This window comes from Mesonia aquimarina, assembly GCF_003667275.1.
Classification (GTDB): domain Bacteria; phylum Bacteroidota; class Bacteroidia; order Flavobacteriales; family Flavobacteriaceae; genus Mesonia; species Mesonia aquimarina.
The window spans coordinates 41,624-63,260 of the sequence record NZ_RCNV01000009.1; the positions used below are offsets into that span (position 1 = coordinate 41,624).

The following is a 21,637-nucleotide window of genomic DNA, read 5'->3' on the forward strand; positions in this document are numbered from 1 at the left end:
AATGATTAAACGTACCTTATTTTTCGGCAATCCAGCTTATCTAAGTACCAAAAATGAACAATTGGTGGTAAATTTCCCCGAAGAAGAAGAAAAAGAAGATAAAACAATTCCTATAGAAGATTTAGGCTTTGTAGTATTAGAAAATCCGCAAATAACCCTCACCAATGGGTTACTTATGAAACTAGTACAAAATAAAACTGCCGTTATTACTTGCGACAAGCAACACCTACCCTGCTCTTTTTTGCAGCCTTTGGTAGGTCATACAGAACAAACGGTACGCTATCGACATCAATTAGATGCGAGTGTCCCACTTAAAAAACAGTTGTGGCAACAAACTGTTATGGCAAAAATAAATAATCAAGCGATGCATCTTAAACGTTTAGGGAAATATAGCCTTAAACTAGAGCGGTGGGCAACAGAAGTTAAAAGTGGGGACACGCAAAATCATGAAGCCGTTGCTGCGGCTCATTACTTTCAAAATCTATTTGATTTAGAAGGATTCAGCAGAAATCAAAAGGGCGTGCCCCCCAACAATTTATTAAATTACGGTTATGCCATTTTACGAGCGATAACAGCCCGTGCCATTGTAAGTAGCGGGATGCTTCCTTCGGTAGGTATTTTTCATCACAATAAATACAATCCATTTTCTTTAGCCGATGACGTGATGGAACCTTACCGACCTTATGTAGATGCTTTAGTTAATGATCTGGTGCAAAGTGGTTGTAATCTAGAAGAATTAACAACGAAAATTAAAGGAGAACTTTTACAGATACCTGCTATGGATGTAGATATAGATGGTAAGAAAAGCCCGTTAATGAATGCCGTTAGCCGCACTACCAATAGTTTATATGAATGTTTTTATGGGAGTAGCCGAAAAATATTATACCCGGATTTTCAATAAAGCTTTAAGAATATAAATACGTTAGTTATAAAAAGAATAGAGTTAAATAAAAACTCAAGTGAAAACCATAAAATGGATTAATACTATGGAAAACTCACGTTTTTCAAGACTAAATCAATACAGAAGCATGTGGGTACTTGTATTTTTCGATTTACCAACCGAAACCAGAACCGAGCGGAAAGCTGCAACAAGATTTCGCAAACAACTTCTAGATGATGGTTTTGGAATGTTTCAATTTTCTATTTACAGTAGGTTCTGTGCTAGCCGTGAAAATGCAGCAGTACATATTAAACGAACAAAAAACAATCTACCCAAAAAAGGAAAAGTAGCCGTAATGCAAATAACCGACAAGCAATTTGGTATGATCGAACTTTTTCACGGAAAAAAAGAAATAGAGCCTGAAGTACCTCACCAGCAATTGGAACTTTTTTAATTAAAAAAATAGCATTAAAAATAACTTATCAAGCAAAGCAAAAAGCTTATTAAAAAGCCTATTTTTTTATTTCTAATTATACATTTAAAATACAGCATACCAGCTTTTTATCACGGGTATGCTGTAAATCATGATTAAAAATACAATTCTGAAAGCAATTCACAACCCTAGTGTAGCGATATGCTGACCCATTACAGCTGTAAATCATGATTAAAAATACAATTCTGAAAGCAATTCACAACCAAGAGATCACAAAACCCTGCAAAGTAACTGCTGTAAATCATGATTAAAAATACAATTCTGAAAGCAATTCACAACTTGTTATACGTTGTTGTGTGCCATTAGGGTGCTGTAAATCATGATTAAAAATACAATTCTGAAAGCAATTCACAACCTACCGTTTAATACTAATGATAACGAACCCGCTGTAAATCATGATTAAAAATACAATTCTGAAAGCAATTCACAACGCTCTAGCTTACTGACTTATTGCATTGATTGCTGTAAATCATGATTAAAAATACAATTCTGAAAGCAATTCACAACTATAACCGTCTTGTAATGCTTCCCAGTTTTGCTGTAAATCATGATTAAAAATACAATTCTGAAAGCAATTCACAACGGGTTCAACCTTTGGTATTTTGTTTTGTTGCTGTAAATCATGATTAAAAATACAATTCTGAAAGCAATTCACAACTGTATAACAGTAATTTGGCTACGTGATTATGCTGTAAATCATGATTAAAAATACAATTCTGAAAGCAATTCACAACAAAAGCATTTTGATTACCACGACACCGAAAGCTGTAAATCATGATTAAAAATACAATTCTGAAAGCAATTCACAACAGCCGTCACGCCCTATTATTTATTACTTTTGCTGTAAATCATGATTAAAAATACAATTCTGAAAGCAATTCACAACAATGAAGGCGAAGTACTTGCGAAACTTCAGGCTGTAAATCATGATTAAAAATACAATTCTGAAAGCAATTCACAACCTCTGTAATAAGACATAGTTATATTTTTAAGCTGTAAATCATGATTAAAAATACAATTCTGAAAGCAATTCACAACAGATAAAAAAATAAACTCATTAAAGCATAGCTGTAAATCATGATTAAAAATACAATTCTGAAAGCAATTCACAACCTGTAAGCGTACAATTTTTAACAGGCGGTTGCTGTAAATCATGATTAAAAATACAATTCTGAAAGCAATTCACAACACGGAACAGGAAACACCCAAGTGAATGAATGCTGTAAATCATGATTAAAAATACAATTCTGAAAGCAATTCACAACATTGCGTATGAGTGATAATTTTAAATTAACGCTGTAAATCATGATTAAAAATACAATTCTGAAAGCAATTCACAACACTAATCACATTTCCACTCTTATTTACTAAGCTGTAAATCATGATTAAAAATACAATTCTGAAAGCAATTCACAACCACCGCAAACAAGCTATCTCAATCGAGCGGCTGTAAATCATGATTAAAAATACAATTCTGAAAGCAATTCACAACAAATATAACCGTATCATCAAAAATTTTAAAGCTGTAAATCATGATTAAAAATACAATTCTGAAAGCAATTCACAACTGATTGATAACTATATTATATCGCATCCTAAGCTGTAAATCATGATTAAAAATACAATTCTGAAAGCAATTCACAACAGTCAGGGACACCGGAAACGACTCCCATAGGCTGTAAATCATGATTAAAAATACAATTCTGAAAGCAATTCACAACGTTTATTATTCAGGCGAAAAAGAATATAAGCTGTAAATCATGATTAAAAATACAATTCTGAAAGCAATTCACAACGCAGAATAACGGAAACGCCAAAAAACTTCCGCTGTAAATCATGATTAAAAATACAATTCTGAAAGCAATTCACAACCGTGGCGATTTAATGATCTCTAAAATTTGAGCTATAAATCATGATTAAAAATACAATTCTGAAAGCAATTCACAACATTTAATGTCTTTCTTGAATTCTTCGATTAGCTGTAAATCATGATTAAAAATACAATTCTGAAAGCAATTCACAACCTGCAGTAAGATCTTTAAATCTTGTTGCTTGCTGTAAATCATGATTAAAAATACAATTCTGAAAGCAATTCACAACTACATACGTGCGATGTTTAGGCAATTGCTCGCTGTAAATCATGATTAAAAATACAATTCTGAAAGCAATTCACAACAACTCCGAGCTGTTTCATTTTTCCAGCTCTGCTGTAAATCATGATTAAAAATACAATTCTGAAAGCAATTCACAACAGGGTTACAGATTTTATAAATGGAAAAAAGCTGTAAATCATGATTAAAAATACAATTCTGAAAGCAATTCACAACCGTATTAAGAATGTTATAATTTTCTTGAAGGCTGTAAATCATGATTAAAAATACAATTCTGAAAGCAATTCACAACAAATCTACCGGGAATGCGGTAGGCTTTACTGCTGTAAATCATGATTAAAAATACAATTCTGAAAGCAATTCACAACTTCAGGTTTAAAAACACCAATTGGAATGGGGCTGTAAATCATGATTAAAAATACAATTCTGAAAGCAATTCACAACGGAGAAATGTATTTCGTTATACATGAAGACGCTGTAAATCATGATTAAAAATACAATTCTGAAAGCAATTCACAACAATACATTAATTCGCCATTGTTCTCCAGCAGCTGTAAATCATGATTAAAAATACAATTCTGAAAGCAATTCACAACATATTGCTACCAATAAAAAAGAGCTTCAGAGCTGTAAATCATGATTAAAAATACAATTCTGAAAGCAATTCACAACTATTTAGTTTAGTTTGTGATATTACTGCTAGCTGTAAATCATGATTAAAAATACAATTCTGAAAGCAATTCACAACAGCAGAAGAAAAAACTAGAGATCGGGATTGCTGTAAATCATGATTAAAAATACAATTCTGAAAGCAATTCACAACTATAATACTCATCGTTTATAGTACCCTCTAGCTGTAAATCATGATTAAAAATACAATTCTGAAAGCAATTCACAACTTGTTTATTGATATTAGAATTACTCATACTGCTGTAAATCATGATTAAAAATACAATTCTGAAAGCAATTCACAACGGGGCGTTTTAGTAGTATTTCTATGATATGGCTGTAAATCATGATTAAAAATACAATTCTGAAAGCAATTCACAACTATAGATTTTCTTGTGGCGATTTCTTGATAGCTGTAAATCATGATTAAAAATACAATTCTGAAAGCAATTCACAACGCGGAGCTTCAACTGTAATTTTAGAAGCCGGCTGTAAATCATGATTAAAAATACAATTCTGAAAGCAATTCACAACGCTTGCATCAAATCTTTCCAGGTAATTACCGCTGTAAATCATGATTAAAAATACAATTCTGAAAGCAATTCACAACTATGACAAATATAAAATCAGACCTCAAGACGCTGTAAATCATGATTAAAAATACAATTCTGAAAGCAATTCACAACTACTATTTGCATAACATTGGTAATATTATAGCTGTAAATCATGATTAAAAATACAATTCTGAAAGCAATTCACAACCTCAACGATAAACTGAACAACCGCACTGGCGCTGTAAATCATGATTAAAAATACAATTCTGAAAGCAATTCACAACCAGCGCAAACACTACTAGCAGCGGAAAAGTCGCTGTAAATCATGATTAAAAATACAATTCTGAAAGCAATTCACAACCACAAATCAGATTATAAACAAATTGAAATGGCTGTAAATCATGATTAAAAATACAATTCTGAAAGCAATTCACAACAATGATGCTTTCGACCAAGGCCAAAGACGTGCTGTAAATCATGATTAAAAATACAATTCTGAAAGCAATTCACAACGCCAGCATTTCTCATTACGATCATACTTTGGCTGTAAATCATGATTAAAAATACAATTCTGAAAGCAATTCACAACTTCTGGAGTTATTTCTAATTGAAATTGTTTGCTGTAAATCATGATTAAAAATACAATTCTGAAAGCAATTCACAACGACCAGAAAATAAGAGAGCAAAAAAAGTATGCTGTAAATCATGATTAAAAATACAATTCTGAAAGCAATTCACAACAAGATTTTAAACTGGCTTTCTTCAATAACAGCTGTAAATCATGATTAAAAATACAATTCTGAAAGCAATTCACAACGCAAGTAGGGCAAAAAAAGCTTTGTATATCGCTGTAAATCATGATTAAGATTACAATTCTGAAAGCAATTCACAACGGGTAACATTCGTAGGCAAGTACGATCGATACCGTAAATCATAATTATACATACAATGTTAATTAAAATTAATTATAAAGTAAATAAGAATTTGTAATTATTTCTTATCTTAGTATAAATTAAGTCAAATAAAATGTGACCTATTCGGTTACCTCTAATTTACGAATAGACTTAAAATACTGAAATCACTAAGACTGCTGAAGTGTATTCTAGTTCTCTCATCCCGACTGAAACTATTACTATAAAATAGTTTTCAAAGACAATTAGTTGATTTTCAAATAATTGTCTTTTTTTATAAAGTATTAAGAAGTTTCTGAATAGGTCTAAAACGTGAGTAATTCGTGAGTTATACGTGAGTTCATTTTTAGTTTCTTATCTTCACATCACTTAAACAAAAGAGCATTTTGTGAATTTGCGGAATATAATAAGCAAGGTAATTCACCGTAGTGAATATAAATAAAAGACTGCAATCTAAATACTCAAAAATAGATCAATCTTAATTGGAGTTTGCGTAAAGATTAGGTTTGATTTTTTCCTTCCTTTAAACTGATCTCTAAACACGTTTATTAATTAAAGGGTTTTACTGAAGAATTTGTACTTCTATTGATAAAGTAATTCAGAATAGAAACGGAAAAAAGTTAAAGTAAATTTCTTGTCGCAATAAACGGAAGAAAAATTGAAGTACGGATTTGCTTCAAAGATTTAAGTAGATTAGTAGAAATTAAAATCACTTCATATCAATAAAATATAAAAAGGCATATCGAAAAATCATTCCATATGCCTTTTCGTAAGAAATAAAACTTTACCCCTACCTATTTAGAAAACTTTTAAAGCGCTCTGTTGTCAGTACCTTCCAAATTCCTAAAATCACAGCTAAAATTTTTACAGCAAATGCAATTGTAATAATTGTATTTCCGCCAGGCCAATGCATTATTTTAAAAAATGCTCCTGCAATTGTAAAAAGTACACCGATTAAAAAAATTGCAATAATATGCTTAACTTTTGTTTTCATGATCGTTTTTTTGTTATAAAAGCAAGATAATCAACTTATAGAAATATCTTTATAAACTTTTCAGAAAAAAACAACAACAAAAACAACTAATTTTTATTGTTTAATCTTTTAACTAAATTTTTAAACAAAATAAGTTTTCATGGTTTAATTTTGATTTTATAATTTTAAGTCATGTCTTATATCAAGCAACAATTTAATATAAAAGATTTAGAAACATTAAGCGGTATAAAAGCGCATACCATTAGAATTTGGGAGAAAAGATACAATATTTTAGACCCCAAACGCACGGAAACAAATATTAGGTTTTACGATGTTAATGCACTACAACGCATGCTGAATGTTGCTTTTTTAAATGAAAATGGCTATAAAATTTCAAGAATTTCTAAGCTTGATGAGAAAGAAATAAACGATTTAGTAAAAAGCATTTCTACAGTAAATAGTAACGAAAATAGAGCTATAAAAGCACTAAAGGTTGCAATGATCAATTTTGACCAAAATTTATTCATCAATACCTTTAACAGCTTATTAGAAACCAAAAATTTTCGTGAAATTTTTCAAAAAGTATTGAGTCCGCTTTTAGATGAAATCGGTTTATTATGGCAAACCGACACTATAAATCCCGCTCATGAACATTTTATTTCAAACCTAATTCGTCAAAAAATTTACTTAAATATTGAACGCCTTCAAGCACAAGAAACCCAAAAAAAAGATAAAACTTTTGTGCTCTTTTTACCAGAAGACGAAATTCATGATCTTGGTTTGCTCTACACTACCTACGAAATTTTGAGCCACGGCTATAAAACTATTTACCTTGGGCATAGCTTACCTATAGAAAATTTGCAATATTTAGCAGAAAATTATAAAAACATCTATTTTGTTAGTTATTTCACCATAAAACCAGATGATGTAGAAGATCATATTAAAACATTCGAAAAGGAAATATGTTTAAAATTAAACTCTCAATATTGGATTTTAGGAAGAAAAGCAGCTGAGATGAAACAATTGAATTATTCCAAAAGCATACAGCAGTTTGACAATATAAATCAACTAATTTTAAAATTATAATGAAGAAAAAAATTACAATTATTGGTTCCGGTTTTTCTTCATTGGCAGCCGCCTCTTATTTAGCTCAAAAAAAATATCAGGTCGAAATTTTTGAAAAAAACAACGATGTTGGTGGAAGAGCACGCCAGTATAAAAATGAAGGTTTTACTTTTGATATCGGTCCAACGTGGTACTGGATGCCTGACGTTTTTGAACGTTTTTTTGCTGACTTTAATAAAAAACCAAGTGAATATTATGAGCTTATAAAATTGAATCCTGCTTATAAAGTTTTCTTCGAAAAAAAGGACAGCATTACTATTGGCGATACGCTAGAGAAAATTTGCCAAGCCTTTGAAGAAATTGAGCCCGGTAGTGCTAAAACACTCCAAAAATTTATAGATAAAGCGCAAAGTAATTACAATATTGCTATTAAGGACCTAGTCTATAGACCCGGTGTCTCTCCGTTAGAATTAGTCACACCACAAACCGCAAAAAAAATCAATCAGTTTTTTAGCACCATTGCTAAAGACGTAAGAAAAGCCTTTAGCAATCCTAAATTAATTCAGGTATTAGAATTTCCGGTTTTATTTTTAGGCGCTAAACCCAGTGATACACCGGCATTTTACAGTTTTATGAATTTTGCCGATTTCGGTTTGGGAACTTGGCATCCAAAAGGCGGAATGTATCAAGTTATTTTAGCCATGAAAAATTTAGCCGAATCACTTGGCGTAAAAATTCATACTAATGCTCCGGTTGAAAAAATCCTAGTTCAACAAAATAAAGCCTGCGGAATAATTTCTAACGGTAAAGAATTCGAAACAGATATTGTGTTAAGTGGGGCTGATTATCATCATTCTGAAACTTTATTAGAAGAAAAATTCCGTCAATATTCTGAAAATTATTGGGAACGAAGAACCTTTGCTCCTTCCTGCCTATTATTTTATGTCGGTTTTGATAAAAAAATTCAAAACGTAAACCATCACACCTTATTTTTTGATGTCGATTTTGGCAAACACGCCAACGCTATTTATGATAACCCAAAGTGGCCAGAAAAACCGCTTTTTTACGCAAGCTTCCCTTCAAAAACTGACGATGATATTGCTCCGGAAGGAAAAGAAGCCGGTATATTTTTAATTCCGCTAGCCCCCGGATTAAGCGATGAACAGTCGTTAAGAGAACGTTATTTTGATAAAATAATATCACGTTTTGAAGGAATAACCGAACAAAAAATTAGAAAAAACATTATATTTAAAAAGAGCTTTTGCGTTAATGATTTTGTAGAAGAATATAACTCCTATAAAGGCAACGCATACGGATTGGCAAATACCTTATTTCAAACAGCATTTTTACGTCCTAAATTAAAAAGTAAAAAAGTAAACAGCCTTTATTTTACCGGCCAATTAACCGTCCCAGGACCCGGTGTTCCGCCCTCATTAATTTCAGGGAAACTGGTTGCCGATCTTATTGAAAAACATAATTAAGAAACTATGAAATCACTTTTTGACAACGTATCAAGACAATGCAGTAAGGCTGTAACCCAGTCTTACAGTACGTCTTTTTCTATTGCCACCAAGTTGCTTGCTCCTTCTATAAGGCAAGATATTTATAACATTTACGGTTTTGTTCGCTTTGTCGACGAAATTGTAGATACCTTTCACGATTACGATAAAGCTTATTTACTCGATAAATTTGAAGCAGATCTATATGAAGCTATCGATCAGAAAATTAGTTTAAATCCTATTTTAAACGCATTTCAAGAAACGGTTCATAAATACAATATTCAACCAGCATTATACAAAGCTTTTTTAAAAAGCATGCGTTTAGATTTACATAAATCGGTTTACCTTTCTGATGAGGAATACAAAGAGTATATATACGGTAGCGCCGATGTTGTGGGGTTAATGTGCTTAAAAGTCTTTGTAAAGGGCGATGAAAAAAAATATACCGATTTAAAGTATGACGCGATGAAATTGGGTTCTGCTTTTCAAAAGGTAAATTTCTTGCGAGATTTAAAAGCAGATTACGAAGAATTGAGTCGATCCTACTTTCCAAATGCAAATATTGAGCAATTAGACGAAGAGACTAAACAACAAATTATAGATGAAATTGAAGCGGATTTTAAGCAAGCCTTACACGGAATTGCTAAACTTCCGGTAGAAGCAAAATTAGGGGTATACACCGCCTATATTTATTATTCTAAGCTATTGCATAAACTTAAAAAAACACCATCTTTAGAAATTAGAAAAAAAAGAATTCGAGTGCCAGATTATCAAAAGGCAGGATTATTGTGTCGCTCTTATATATCATATCGATTAAAATTAATTTAATATGCAAACGCTATACTGGATCCTCATATTTTTAGGAACTTTCTGCTTTATGGAGTTTATGGCGTGGTTTACCCATAAATACATTATGCACGGTCTTTTATGGTCACTCCATAAAGACCACCACCACAAAGATCACAGCAGCTGGTGGGAACGTAACGATCTATTTTTTGTGTTTTACGCACTGGTAAGCATAGGTTGTTTTTTATTGTGGAAATATGAAAATGTTTGGTTTACACTGCCCATTGGCTTAGGAATCTTAGCCTACGGAATTGCGTATTTTACCGTGCATGATATTTTTATCCACCAACGTTTTAAACTTTTTAGAAACGCCAATAATTGGTATGCTAAAGGAATTAGACGAGCTCACAAAATTCATCATAAACATTTAGGAAAAGAAGATGGAGAAAACTTTGGGATGCTTTTTGTTCCGCTAAAATATTTCAAGAAAAAATAGTTTAATTTTTTGATGCAAAAAAATCATTTTGATTATATCATCGCAGGCAATGGTCTTGCCGGTCTTCAACTTGCCCTAGCCTTTGCAGAAGATGATTTTTTTAAAGTAAAAAAAATTGCATTAATAGATAAATCTCCTAAAATAGAAAATGATAAAACCTGGTGTTTCTGGGAAAAAGGATCCAGTAAATGGGATAAACTTGTTTTTAAATCATGGAAAAAAGGCAAATTTATAAGTGGTAAAAAAAATATAGGTTTATCGCTTCCCCCCTATTCGTATAAAATGATTCGGTCTTTTGATTTTTATTCCTTTGCTAAACAAAAGATTAAGCAAAACTCAAATTTCACTTTTATTTTAGACGAAATTGATAGCGTTGAGGAAGAGGAAAATATTAGTCTCCACGGAAAAGAAAACTCGTACAGTTGCAAACATTTATTTGACAGTAGAATTCCGAAAGATTTTTTTAAACCGAATAATTCTATCAGCATTCAACAGCATTTTAAAGGTTGGATGATTGAAACTGAAAAGCCTTATTTTGACGCTTCAGAATTCACCATGATGGATTATCGGTTACAATGGAAAGATTCTACTAGTTTTACCTATGTTTTACCAATTTCATCAACAAAAGCTTTTATAGAATTTACTTTTTTTACGCCTTTTTTAGTTGAAGATGAGGTCTACCACATAATGCTGAAGAAGTATATTTCTGAGATTTTAAAAATTAAGAACTTTAGCATTACCGAAACAGAAAAGGGAATTATCCCTATGACAACTTTTCCTTTTGAAAATTATAATACCAAAAAAATTACAAAAATTGGCACTGCCGGCGGTTGGGTAAAAGCGTCAACCGGTTATTCTTTTAAAGCTACCGAAAAAAAAGTGGGGCAGCTTATCGAAAACTTAAAAGAATTTAGAAGTCCGACGGAAAATTTATATGATAAAAAATTTCAGTATTACGATAAGATTTTCCTCAGTGTTTTAGCCCGCGAAAATCAAAAAGGAAAATGGATTTTTGAGCAATTTTACAGTAAAAACTCTCCGCAAGAAATATTCTTATATCTAGATGAAGAAACTGAAATTCCTCAAGATCTAAGAATTATGGGGTCATTATTTTCAATAGCATTTATAAAAGCATTTTTAAAAAATTTATTTAAATAACGTGCATAAAAAAACTCCTGTTGAAAAACAGGAGTTTTATATTTTCAAAAAGAATTAAAATTAAGCGTTTAACTTTTTAATCAAGTTAAGTGCAGATCCTTCTTTATACCATTCTATTTGATTGGCATTATACGTATGGTTTGCTTTAATTACATCTTTTGTACCATCTGCGTGAACGATCTCAACCGTAAGTGGTTTTCCTTCAGCAAAATCTTCTAAATCAATAAAGTTGAAGGTATCGTCTTCTTGAATAAGACCATAATCATTTTCATTATCAAACGTAATTCCTAACATTCCTTGTTTTTTCAAGTTTGTTTCGTGAATACGTGCAAACGATTTTACCAATACAACTTTAACACCTAAATGTCTTGGCTCCATAGCTGCATGCTCTCTAGAAGAACCTTCACCATAGTTATGATCTCCAACTACAACAGTAGGGATTCCTTTTGCTTTATACTCACGCTGTGTATCAGGTACGCCTGCATACTCTCCGGTTAACTGACTCTTTACAAAGTTAGTTTTTTGGTTAAATTCATTTACAGCACCAATCAAGCAGTTGTTAGAAATGTTATCTAAATGTCCGCGGTAGCGTAACCATGGTCCGGCCATAGAAATATGATCTGTCGTACATTTTCCATCTGCCTTAATTAGCAATTTAGCTCCCATCAAGTTTTTGCCATCCCAAGGCTCAAAAGGAGTTAATAATTGTAAACGCTCGCTATCTTCAGCAACATCTATTGAGACACCTGTACCATCTTTAAGTGGCTCTACATAACCGTTTTCTTTTACTTCAAAACCTTGCGAAGGTAATTCTAAACCTTGTGGTTCTTCTAACATCACTTCTTCTCCGTCTTCATTGATTAATTTATCACGCGTGGGATCAAAATCTAATCGACCAGAAATTGCAATTGCCGCAATCATTTCTGGCGAACCTACAAAAGCGTGCGTATTTGGATTTCCATCAGCACGTTTAGAAAAGTTTCTGTTGAAAGAGTGAACAATCGTATTTTTCTCTTCACCTTTACGGTCACTTCTATCCCACTGACCGATACAAGGCCCACAAGCATTGGTGAAAATAGTGGCATCAAGATCTTCAAAAATCTGTAATAAACCATCACGCTCTGCAGTGTAGCGAATTTGCTCAGAACCCGGATTAATTCCGAAGTCAGATTTTGGTTTTAATTTTTTATCTACGGCTTGTTTTGCGATTGAAGCTGCTCGTGTTAAATCTTCATAAGAAGAGTTTGTACAAGAACCGATTAATCCCCAATCTACATCAATTGGCCAGTCGTTTTCTTTTGCTTTTATACTCATTTCAGAAATAGGCGTTGCTAAATCTGGAGTAAACGGTCCGTTTAAATGTGGTCTTAATTCAGATAAATCAATTTCGATTACTTCATCAAAATATTGCTCAGGATTTGCATAAACCTCATCATCTCCTGTTAAATGCTCACGAACTTCATTTGCAGCATCTGCAACATCATTACGATCTGTTGCGCGTAAAAAACGCTCCATAGAATCATCATAACCAAAAGTAGAAGTAGTTGCCCCTACTTCTGCACCCATATTACAAATAGTTCCTTTTCCTGTACAAGAAAGGTTTTTAGCTCCCTCTCCAAAGTATTCTATAATTGCTCCGGTTCCTCCTTTTACAGTTAGAATTCCGGCTACTTTTAAAATAACATCTTTAGAAGCAGTCCATCCGTTTAATTCTCCGGTTAATTTAACACCGATTAAACGAGGAAATTTAAGCTCCCAAGGCATACCTGCCATTACATCTACAGCATCGGCACCTCCAACACCAACGGCTACCATTCCTAATCCACCTGCATTTACAGTATGCGAATCAGTACCAATCATCATTCCTCCAGGGAATGCATAATTTTCTAATACAACTTGGTGAATAATTCCTGCTCCCGGTTTCCAAAAACCTATTCCGTATTTATTAGAAACTGAACCTAAGAAGTCAAAAACTTCATTACTGGTCTCGTTTGCTCTTTTTAAATCTTGCGCCGCACCTTGTTTTGCTTGGATTAAGTGATCACAATGAACGGTTGTAGGAACTTCTACTTTCTTTTTTCCCGCTTGCATAAACTGCAATAATGCCATTTGCGCTGTTGCATCTTGACAAGCAATTCTGTCTGGAGAAAAGTTTACATAATCTTTACCTCGCTCATATTTTTGTTCTGCAGCTCCATCCCAAAGGTGAGAGTAAAGTATTTTTTCTGAAAGTGTAAGTGGTTTACCGACTAGCTCACGTGCTTTTTCTACACGCTCTGCCATTTGTGCATAAACCTTTTTAATCATATCAATATCGTATGCCATAGGAATTATTTTTTTTGAACAAATGCAAAATTACATAATTTTAATGAATTTTAAAAATAAGCATTTATTTTGCTTAATCACCTAAAAAAAAGCAGTCAAACATCAAATTTCTTAATTATAATGAATCCAAATAAGCGTTTTACTGCTAATTTTTAACGAATCAACAATTTTAAGTAACTCTACTAAGATTTTGATAAAAATTAAGTGAAATTTCTATTTTTTTAAAAGTGGAGGAGATGCTAGCTATTGAAACTAATACTTAAAAAATAAAGTAGATTAATTAACAAACCTACTAATATATTTTTCTTTTTTATTGAAATAACTATTAATAAGAATACTTGTTCCGTGAAAGCCTATTACTAAACCTATTGTACTCAACAAGCTAAAATTAACCCATTCTCCCAGTATTATTCCTGCAAAAAGCCCAGCAAAAGTCCCTATTAAATAGAAGAATATAATCGGTATCATCTTTTTCTTAGCGGAAGAAATTGCTTGCTGATTTTCTTCTTTAAAATCTTTCTTCGTCGCTATATACCGCTTAAGATTAATCAAAAAGGTTTCAAATAAATCGGCATATGCTACTGGTGTTATTTGCCCGTTTCCTTCAACAACATATTCAACAATTATCTTTTTACCTTCAATTAATTTCACTTCAATGTTTGCATTCCAGTTTAACGGATTAATTGTCCAAGCAGTTTTTAACAAAGATCTTTTTTTACTAAAATTAAATTCAGTTGAACTTTCTTGTGCTAACTGAAAATTGTAGGTGCTAAAATAATGCTGAAGCTTTTCTTTCAGGTTTTCATCATTGTTTGCATTAAACTCAATTGTTCTCGCAAAATCATCCAATTTCATAAATACTGTTGTGAAGTGATAAAATTTTCCGGAAACAATATTATTATAAAAGTTCCTTTATGATTTGTTCTTCTGAATATCCTTCGGCTTCGGCTTTGTAGTTTTTAATAATTCTATGGCGTAAAATACCGTAGGCTACTGCTTGCACATCTTCGATATCTGGTGAAAATTTTCCGCGCGTTGCTGCATTAGCTTTGGCTGCTAAAATTAAATTTTGTGAGGCTCTTGGACCCGCTCCCCAATCTACATATTCTTTAATAATTTCTGGAGCGTGCTCTCCTTTAGGACGAGTTTTAGTAACCAGTTTTACCGCGTATTCTATTACATTATCAGACACGGGAATTTTTCTAATCAGTTGCTGATATTTAATAATCTCTTCAGCAGTAAATAATGCATTTACATTAACCTGCTTGTCTGATGTTGTATTTTTCACCACATCAATTTCTTCTTGAAAACTCGGATATTGCAAAAATATAGAAAACATGAAGCGGTCTAATTGTGCTTCAGGTAAAGGATACGTCCCTTCTTGTTCTATCGGGTTTTGCGTAGCTAACACAAAATAAGGCTTAGAAAGTTGATAATTTTTCCCGGCTACCGTAACCGATTTTTCTTGCATGGCTTCTAGCAAAGCAGCCTGCGTTTTTGGTGGCGTTCGGTTAATTTCATCGGCAAGAATAATATTTGAAAAAATTGGTCCTTTTAAAAATTTAAAGGTTCTATTTTCATCTAAAATTTCTGAGCCCAAAATATCGCTCGGCATTAAGTCTGGTGTAAATTGAATTCGTTTAAAATCTAAACCTAAAGCTTGCGAAATAGTATTAACCATTAAGGTTTTTGCTAATCCAGGAACACCGATTAATAAGGCGTGCCCTCCAGAAAAAACCGATAATAAAATTTCATTAACTACACGGTCTTGACCGACGATTACTTTTGCTATTTCGCGTTTTAAATCAGCATATTTTTCTACTAATTCTTCTACTGCTTTTACATCAGACATATATGTTTTATTTTTTTTGCCAATTACTGTTAAACGTACATTCTTTGTAGTTTCCGTTAATTTTTATATAAGTTTCTGCAATGGTTTCACGTTGCCATTTTTCAATTGCCTTATATTTTTTCTCCCGCAAAGCTAACTCTTTAATCTTAGAGTAATCTTTTGCATAGTCTGCAATATGCTCTGGATAACGATTGGTAACAGTAATGATTTTAAAGAATTTTTTTCCTGTATTGGTTTGATCTGTTAAGGTTAAAGATACTTCATTTTCTTTTAGATTTACAACTTGATCATAAATGATCGGATCAACCTTTGTCAACTCAAAACGGGTATCTCCTGTAGTTGGATTTATCAGTTTTCCTCCGTCACCACGGGTTTCCTCTTCATCAGAAAGTGTACGCGCAGCTTTATCAAAAGAAATATTTCCTTTTACAATTTCTGTACGAATACTATCAATTTTCTTCTGAGCATTTTTTACGGTTTCTTCAGTAACTTCCGGTGTTATTATAATATGACGGATATCTAGTTTTTGCCCTCTAACTTTATCTACCGTTACAATATGATAACCAAATTCAGATTTAAAGGGTTTACTGATTTCTCCTTCGCGTAAACTGAATGCTATTTGTTTAAAATCTTTATCGAGTGGATCTTCGCGCGTAATTGTCAGTTTTCCTCCTTTAGAACTGGACCCGTCTTCTGAATATAATACCGCTTTGGTAGCAAAGCTGGCACCGTTGTTTATAATATCGTTTCTGATATCATTTAACTGGTCGATTACTTTTTGTTTTTCTTCTTGTGGAATTTCAGGCTCAATTACAATTTGTGCAATCTCTACTTCGTCTCCAAATTTTGGTCGCTCGTCCTTAGGAATTTTATTAAAAAAAGAACGTACTTCTTCTGGGGTAACCTCAACCTCTGCCACAATACTTTCTTGCATTGCATTGGCTAATTCGCGCTCTTTGTTAATTTTCATCAATTCTTCGCGTAAGTCTGCAACGCTTTCTTTACGGTAAAACTCCAAAAGTTTATCCATATTTCCGACTTGCTGCTCCATTCTGCTCAACTGCTGATCCGTCATTCCGCTAATTTGTGCATCAGAAACCATAATCATAGTATCTTGTTGTGCTTTGTGAGCGTACAGTTTATTTTCCATTAAACGCCCGGCAAGTTGACAATCGGTAATTTCTTGAGAAGACAAGCCTTGGTTTTTCATATCTTCTCTCATTTTTGTAATATCGCTCTCTAAAATTAAGTAATCGCCTATAACTGCAGCTACGCCATCTGCTTTAAATTTTTTAAAGGCTTTTACTGAATCTACTTTGGCAGTTTTTGCTAATTTTTCTTCTCCGGTAACTACTAGCGTACTATCTTTCAAATTGATTTGTGCATAGCTTTGTATACCTATAAAAAGGCTAAAGAAAAGTAGGCTGGTTTTAATTATAAATTTCAAATTTTTCGCTTTTAAGTGCATCTTTTGTTATTTCTTTTTCTATTTTTTTTGCTAATTCTAATTTTCTTCGATTAAGCAATATTTGTTTTATTGTTGGTTTTACATATTCCAACGGGGCTTTATCATTTCGCAAAAGTACGTCTTTAACTTTAACTAAATATACTCCTGTAGAATCTTGAAGTTGCAAAAATTTATCTTTTTGTAAAAACTGTTGTTTATCTTCTATGTCTAGGGGTTTTACCTCTTCATAAATATTTCTGGCACTTACCCAAATACTGTCATTTAAAGAAATTGAATTAAATTTTAACGATTCATTTTCTAAAAACTCCCGATCTTTTTGATTGAATCGATTAAAACGCTCTTTTATTTTATCTTTTTCAGGAAAATTTTCGTTTAAATGAATATACCGCAACTTCACTAAATCTTGATTTAGTTTAAAATTATTACGGTTTGCTTCAAAATAACTTTCAATAGCGGCTTCTGTTAAATTGGTATCTAATTGCTTTGAGATTATAATATCCTTATACGCCTCTGTATACAACTCCTTTTTATAGTTTGCTATTAATTGCTCAAACTTCTGTTGCTGTTTTTCGGGTAAATTTATTTTAGCCTGATCCATTAATAATTGCTCTGTTGCCCAACGCGTTATTATATTATTTACCAATAACAAACTATCTTCTTTTGCGATGTTTTTAGGCAATTCTTTTTGAATATCACCTTCAAATAAATACGCATTGTTTACACGAGCAAGTGCATTTTGAGGATCTTCTTGCTCAAAATACTGACAGCCAGTTAATACGATTAACGTAACAAATATGTATAAATATTTACTCAAATTTCTTCTTTGATTTTTCTACAACAACCTGATTTAACTCAATTTTATGCTGACTTCTTAATTTTGATAACCACTCTTTTTCTAATTTATTTTGATAATCTGTGATTACCGATCCCTTAGATTCTTTAAAACTCAATTGTCTTTCTTCATATTTTTCCTGAACGTCTACAACAAGAAATAAGCCATTGTTTTCATAAATTTTTGAAACACCTTTTTTCCCTTTAAAATCCTTTGGCAAGGCACTGGCAGAGTGTTTGTATTTACCTGAATTAATTAAAATATCTTCATTATTGTTTTTGATCGCTGATTGATCAACTCCTTTTTTGACTTGACGTCTAACGCTTTTAAGCACTTTTTTATCATCTCCAGAATATATAACCGCATCATAACTTTCTGGCGACTTATATTTTTCTTGATGCTTATTGTAATAATTCTGTAAAGCTAAACTATCTTCTTTTGCAGGATTCCATATTTTTTTCTGCATTAAATCAAACAGTAAAAGTCCGTTTTTATATTCATCTAACACCAATTTGTATTCTTGATTTACGGCTGCTAAATGTTTTTTATGATAATTTCTTAAAAATTCATTTCTAAATTCTGTGTATGCCTTACCTAATTGTAAATCGCTTAATTTATTTTTATCAACTTTATACTTTTCAATTAAAAAATCGGCAAAATCTTGATAGCTTTTTGCTTCATTTTTTATGGAAATAATAGTTTTCTCAGGAATTTCTATAGCTCGTTTTTTTGCAAGATACTTTTCAAAAAAATCAATCGCTTTTTTATCTTCTTTTACCGAGTACATTTTTTCAATGTCCTTAATTAAATTTTCATTGATGAGTTGAGAACGTTGATCTGACTTTATTTTACGTTGCAGCCTGTTTTTCTCATCTTCATAGGAGCTTATCGGATTTTTTTCTAATAATTTTATAATATGAAAACCATATTTAGTTTCAATTGGCTGACTAATATCACCGGAATCTTGTAAGGAAAAAGCAGTTTCTTCAAAACCAGTTGAGCCTAAAGTTCCACGAGTAAACGCATTCATTTTCCCGCCATTTAAAGCAGTGTTTTGATCTTGACTATATTGTTTTGCTAGATCAGAAAATTTGGCTCCATTTTGCAGTTTTTTATAAATCTTATTAATTTGGGCTTTTACATCTTCTGCTTCTTTACCTTTTGTACTCAACATAATATGAGCCACTTTTACCTCTCCATCATTTTTGCGTCGCTCATTAACTTTTAAAATATGATACCCAAAGCGGGTTTTAAAAATCTCAGAAATTTCACCTTCTTTGGTTTTATAAGCAGCTTTTTCAAAAGGATAAACCATTTTAAAAACACTAAACCAACCAACATTTCCGTCATTTTTGCTAACAGAAGGATCTTCTGAATATGCTTTAGCAATTTTCACAAAATCTTCGCCATTAATTATTTTATTACGTGCTTCTTCAATTTTCTTATAAGCTTCTAAAGTATCTTTTGCACTGGCTCCTTTTTGAAGTAAAATCAAAATATGACTTGCATTTATTTCTTCCTGTAAATGCTGATACGCCTCCTTAGTCAGCTTTTCGGTAACTTCACTTTCCTTTAAATATTTTTCGGCTAATTTGTTCTTATAAAGCGCGTACTCATTTTTAAAAGTTTTTAAGGTATCTAAACCTAAATCGTGCGCTGCGATGAGTTTCAATTTATAATCTATAAAAAGATCTATATAATTCTCTACTTCTTGGGATGAAGTTTTTACAAGTTCCAAATTTTTAGAGAATACTTGTTCAAATTCACTTCTATAAATAGGTTGATTATCAATAGTTAAAATAACCTCATCGGTTTGTTGAGCCTTGGCATTAAAAGCCAGACTAACAAAAAGTAATAATAACAATATTTTTTTCATGAAATACATTTCCTTAGCATGCGCCCAAAAATAAGAAAACAATTACTTTTGGCAAGCTATAGCTTAACGCAGATTGAATATTTTAAGTATCTTAGTGCTATTGAAAATTTTAAGACTATAATTCTGGAATAAAATTTAAGAGAATTTCAATTAAAAATAAAGCTTAAAAAGTAAATAATTTATTAGGATGAAATATACAACCGAAGTTCTTATTGACGCTCCCAGAAAAGAGGTTATTGAAAAAATGGACAACCTAGACAACCTTAAACATTGGCAGCAAGGCTTGCAAGAAGCTACACCAATTTCTGGAAATCTTGGAGAAGAAGGAGCTAAAATGAAGCTAAAATACAAAATGGGAAAGCGTGGTATGGAAATGATTGAAACCATTCAAAAACGAAATTTACCCGAAGAGTTTCACGCTACTTACGATACAAAAGGAGTCCATAATATTCAAGAGAATTTTTTTAAAGAAGAAGGGAGTAATCAAACGCGTTGGATTTCTCATAGTGAATTCCAATTTAGCAGTTTAGCTTTAAAAGTAATGGGGTTTTTAATGCCGGGCGCTTTTAAAAAACAGTCTTTAAAATATATGAATGATTTTAAGAATTTTGTAGAAAACGGCACTAGTGTAGCCGATAAATAATAAACTGATGATGAAATAAAAAAGCCTGTCAAAAAAATTGACAGGCTTTTTTTATAGTTAAAATTCAATTATCTAATTAACTGAAACTAATTCTACATCAAAAATCAACGTGGCATTTGGCGGTATTACTCCACCGGCTCCACGTTCTCCATAAGCTAAATGAGAAGGCACTACAAATTTTGCTTTTTCTCCTTCAGCTAACAATAAAATTCCTTCATCCCATCCTGCAATAACATGACCAACACCAACAGGAAACTCAATAGGCTCATTTCTTTTAAAAGAAGAATCAAAAACGGTTCCGTCTGCAAACATTCCACGGTAATGTACTTTTACCGTTTCGCCCTTATTCGGTTTTTTCCCGTCACTAGTATTAGTAATCTTATAATGTAAACCGCTTTCTGTTTTATCAAATCCTTCGGTTAACTTATCAATAAGTTCTTCTTGCTTTTTCTTTTCTTCAGCTTCTCGTTTAGCTTTACTTTCATTGAATTCTGCAAAAGCTTTTGGCGCATCAAAATTTTCTGCCGCTGCTCCTACTCGTTCTATTTCTAAACTTTCAATTTTGTCGTTTTGTTCAATCGCATCAACTACATCTTGCCCTTTTATCACTTCTCCAAAAACGGTATGTTTTCCGTCTAACCAAGGTGTTTCTACGTGAGTTATAAAAAACTGACTCCCATTTGTTCCCGGTCCGGCATTAGCCATTGAAAGAATTCCGGGTTTATGGTGTGTTAATTCCGGATGAATTTCATCATCAAATTGGTAACCAGGTCCACCGGTTCCTTTTCCTTGAGGATCGCCACCTTGAACCATAAATTCTGGAATTACCCGGTGAAAAATTATTCCGTCATAATAAGGTGCTCCGGCTGGTTTTGCTTCATTTTCTATTTTTCCTTCTGCTAAACCTACAAAGTTCCCAACCGTACCTGGAGTTTTATCATAAGTTAATTGAACTAAAATTTCACCTTTTGTGGTGTTGAATTTTGCGTATAATCCGTTTTCCATGATCTTATTTTTTGAAGCTGCAAATATACAGGCTTCTGCTG

The 21,637-nt window shown here is 32.3% G+C and carries 16 protein-coding genes and 1 CRISPR repeat array; of the genes, 8 read left to right on the plus strand and 8 right to left on the minus strand.

Annotated features, from left to right (window positions below; all coding sequences use genetic code 11):
* The first annotated feature begins 1 nt into the window (after window position 1).
* Together cas1 and cas2 are read left to right on the plus strand one after the other, a co-directional pair.
* A complete protein-coding gene (gene cas1, locus D9R05_RS11660; protein WP_121667406.1) occupies window positions 2-901 on the plus strand; it encodes a type II CRISPR-associated endonuclease Cas1 in 900 nt (299 codons plus the stop codon).
* Window positions 902-986: 85 nt separating this feature from the next.
* A complete protein-coding gene (gene cas2, locus D9R05_RS11665) occupies window positions 987-1,334 on the plus strand; it encodes a CRISPR-associated endonuclease Cas2 (protein WP_121667407.1) in 348 nt (115 codons plus the stop codon).
* A 120-nt stretch (window positions 1,335-1,454) separates the two neighbouring features.
* Window positions 1,455-5,600: a CRISPR direct-repeat array (repeat unit 46 nt; unit sequence GCTGTAAATCATGATTAAAAATACAATTCTGAAAGCAATTCACAAC).
* Between the two features lie 808 nt (window positions 5,601-6,408).
* On the opposite strand, the gene D9R05_RS11675 is transcribed toward cas2, so the two are convergent.
* Complete coding sequence (locus D9R05_RS11675; RefSeq protein WP_121667408.1) at window positions 6,409-6,612, minus strand: GldL-related protein; 204 nt, start codon at window positions 6,610-6,612, stop codon at window positions 6,409-6,411.
* Between the two features lie 171 nt (window positions 6,613-6,783).
* Here D9R05_RS11675 and D9R05_RS11680 point away from each other — a divergent pair, with 171 nt between their 5' ends.
* Genes D9R05_RS11680 through D9R05_RS11700 form a run of 5 tightly spaced genes read left to right on the plus strand, consistent with a single transcriptional unit; the run spans window position 6,784 to window position 11,595 of the window.
* Entirely contained in the window at window positions 6,784-7,677 is an 894-nt protein-coding gene (locus D9R05_RS11680) for a MerR family transcriptional regulator (RefSeq protein WP_121667409.1), read from the plus strand.
* Window positions 7,677-9,137, plus strand: a complete 1,461-nt coding sequence (locus D9R05_RS11685; protein ID WP_121667410.1) for a phytoene desaturase family protein — start codon at window positions 7,677-7,679, stop codon at window positions 9,135-9,137. Before D9R05_RS11680 ends, D9R05_RS11685 begins: the two co-directional genes overlap by 1 nt.
* Before the next feature lie 6 nt (window positions 9,138-9,143).
* Window positions 9,144-9,983, plus strand: coding sequence for a phytoene/squalene synthase family protein (locus D9R05_RS11690; protein WP_121667411.1), 840 nt, complete (start codon window positions 9,144-9,146; stop codon window positions 9,981-9,983).
* A gap of 1 nt (window position 9,984) precedes the next feature.
* Complete coding sequence (locus D9R05_RS11695) at window positions 9,985-10,437, plus strand: sterol desaturase family protein (RefSeq protein WP_121667412.1); 453 nt, start codon at window positions 9,985-9,987, stop codon at window positions 10,435-10,437.
* Window positions 10,438-10,449: 12 nt separating this feature from the next.
* A complete protein-coding gene (locus D9R05_RS11700; protein ID WP_121667413.1) occupies window positions 10,450-11,595 on the plus strand; it encodes a lycopene cyclase family protein in 1,146 nt (381 codons plus the stop codon).
* Window positions 11,596-11,655: 60 nt separating this feature from the next.
* Here the strand turns inward: D9R05_RS11700 and D9R05_RS11705 are convergent, their stop codons facing one another.
* The 6 genes from D9R05_RS11705 to D9R05_RS11730 form a co-directional block, all read right to left on the minus strand.
* Window positions 11,656-13,920 carry an aconitate hydratase gene (locus tag D9R05_RS11705; protein WP_121667414.1) on the minus strand — a complete coding sequence of 755 codons (2,265 nt, stop codon included), beginning with the start codon at window positions 13,918-13,920 and terminating at the stop codon, window positions 11,656-11,658.
* A gap of 276 nt (window positions 13,921-14,196) precedes the next feature.
* On the minus strand, window positions 14,197-14,775 hold the full coding sequence (locus tag D9R05_RS11710) for a hypothetical protein (RefSeq protein WP_121667415.1): 579 nt from the start codon (window positions 14,773-14,775) through the stop codon (window positions 14,197-14,199).
* 43 nt (window positions 14,776-14,818) lie between these two features.
* On the minus strand, window positions 14,819-15,772 hold the full coding sequence (locus D9R05_RS11715; protein WP_121667416.1) for an AAA family ATPase: 954 nt from the start codon (window positions 15,770-15,772) through the stop codon (window positions 14,819-14,821).
* Between the two features lie 7 nt (window positions 15,773-15,779).
* Window positions 15,780-17,219 (minus strand): peptidylprolyl isomerase, encoded by a 1,440-nt coding sequence (locus D9R05_RS11720; RefSeq protein WP_317124599.1) that lies wholly within the window; start codon window positions 17,217-17,219, stop codon window positions 15,780-15,782.
* Complete coding sequence (locus D9R05_RS11725; protein ID WP_121667418.1) at window positions 17,203-18,054, minus strand: peptidyl-prolyl cis-trans isomerase; 852 nt, start codon at window positions 18,052-18,054, stop codon at window positions 17,203-17,205. The genes D9R05_RS11720 and D9R05_RS11725 overlap by 17 nt, the downstream gene beginning before the upstream one ends.
* Entirely contained in the window at window positions 18,047-19,948 is a 1,902-nt protein-coding gene (locus tag D9R05_RS11730) for a peptidylprolyl isomerase (protein WP_162984969.1), read from the minus strand. The genes D9R05_RS11725 and D9R05_RS11730 overlap by 8 nt, the downstream gene beginning before the upstream one ends.
* Before the next feature lie 187 nt (window positions 19,949-20,135).
* On the opposite strand from D9R05_RS11730, the gene D9R05_RS11735 reads away from it, so the two are divergent.
* On the plus strand, window positions 20,136-20,591 hold the full coding sequence (locus D9R05_RS11735; RefSeq protein WP_121667420.1) for an SRPBCC family protein: 456 nt from the start codon (window positions 20,136-20,138) through the stop codon (window positions 20,589-20,591).
* A 72-nt stretch (window positions 20,592-20,663) separates the two neighbouring features.
* Here the strand turns inward: D9R05_RS11735 and D9R05_RS11740 are convergent, their stop codons facing one another.
* Window positions 20,664-21,596: a peptidylprolyl isomerase gene (locus D9R05_RS11740; protein WP_121667421.1), complete on the minus strand. Its 933-nt coding sequence runs from the start codon at window positions 21,594-21,596 to the stop codon at window positions 20,664-20,666.
* Window positions 21,597-21,637 lie beyond the last annotated feature (41 nt).

Coding starts and splice junctions, on each gene's coding strand:
- D9R05_RS11700 (WP_121667413.1), top strand. CDS start 10,450: ATGCAAAAAAATCATTTTGATTATATCATCGCAGGCAATGGTCTTGCC.
- D9R05_RS11710 (WP_121667415.1), bottom strand. CDS start 14,775: ATGAAATTGGATGATTTTGCGAGAACAATTGAGTTTAATGCAAACAAT.
- cas1 (WP_121667406.1), top strand. CDS start 2: ATGATTAAACGTACCTTATTTTTCGGCAATCCAGCTTATCTAAGTACC.
- D9R05_RS11705 (WP_121667414.1), bottom strand. CDS start 13,920: ATGGCATACGATATTGATATGATTAAAAAGGTTTATGCACAAATGGCA.
- D9R05_RS11715 (WP_121667416.1), bottom strand. CDS start 15,772: ATGTCTGATGTAAAAGCAGTAGAAGAATTAGTAGAAAAATATGCTGAT.
- D9R05_RS11675 (WP_121667408.1), bottom strand. CDS start 6,612: ATGAAAACAAAAGTTAAGCATATTATTGCAATTTTTTTAATCGGTGTA.
- D9R05_RS11685 (WP_121667410.1), top strand. CDS start 7,677: ATGAAGAAAAAAATTACAATTATTGGTTCCGGTTTTTCTTCATTGGCA.
- D9R05_RS11690 (WP_121667411.1), top strand. CDS start 9,144: ATGAAATCACTTTTTGACAACGTATCAAGACAATGCAGTAAGGCTGTA.
- cas2 (WP_121667407.1), top strand. CDS start 987: ATGGAAAACTCACGTTTTTCAAGACTAAATCAATACAGAAGCATGTGG.
- D9R05_RS11695 (WP_121667412.1), top strand. CDS start 9,985: ATGCAAACGCTATACTGGATCCTCATATTTTTAGGAACTTTCTGCTTT.
- D9R05_RS11730 (WP_162984969.1), bottom strand. CDS start 19,948: ATGAAAAAAATATTGTTATTATTACTTTTTGTTAGTCTGGCTTTTAAT.
- D9R05_RS11680 (WP_121667409.1), top strand. CDS start 6,784: ATGTCTTATATCAAGCAACAATTTAATATAAAAGATTTAGAAACATTA.
- D9R05_RS11740 (WP_121667421.1), bottom strand. CDS start 21,596: ATGGAAAACGGATTATACGCAAAATTCAACACCACAAAAGGTGAAATT.
- D9R05_RS11735 (WP_121667420.1), top strand. CDS start 20,136: ATGAAATATACAACCGAAGTTCTTATTGACGCTCCCAGAAAAGAGGTT.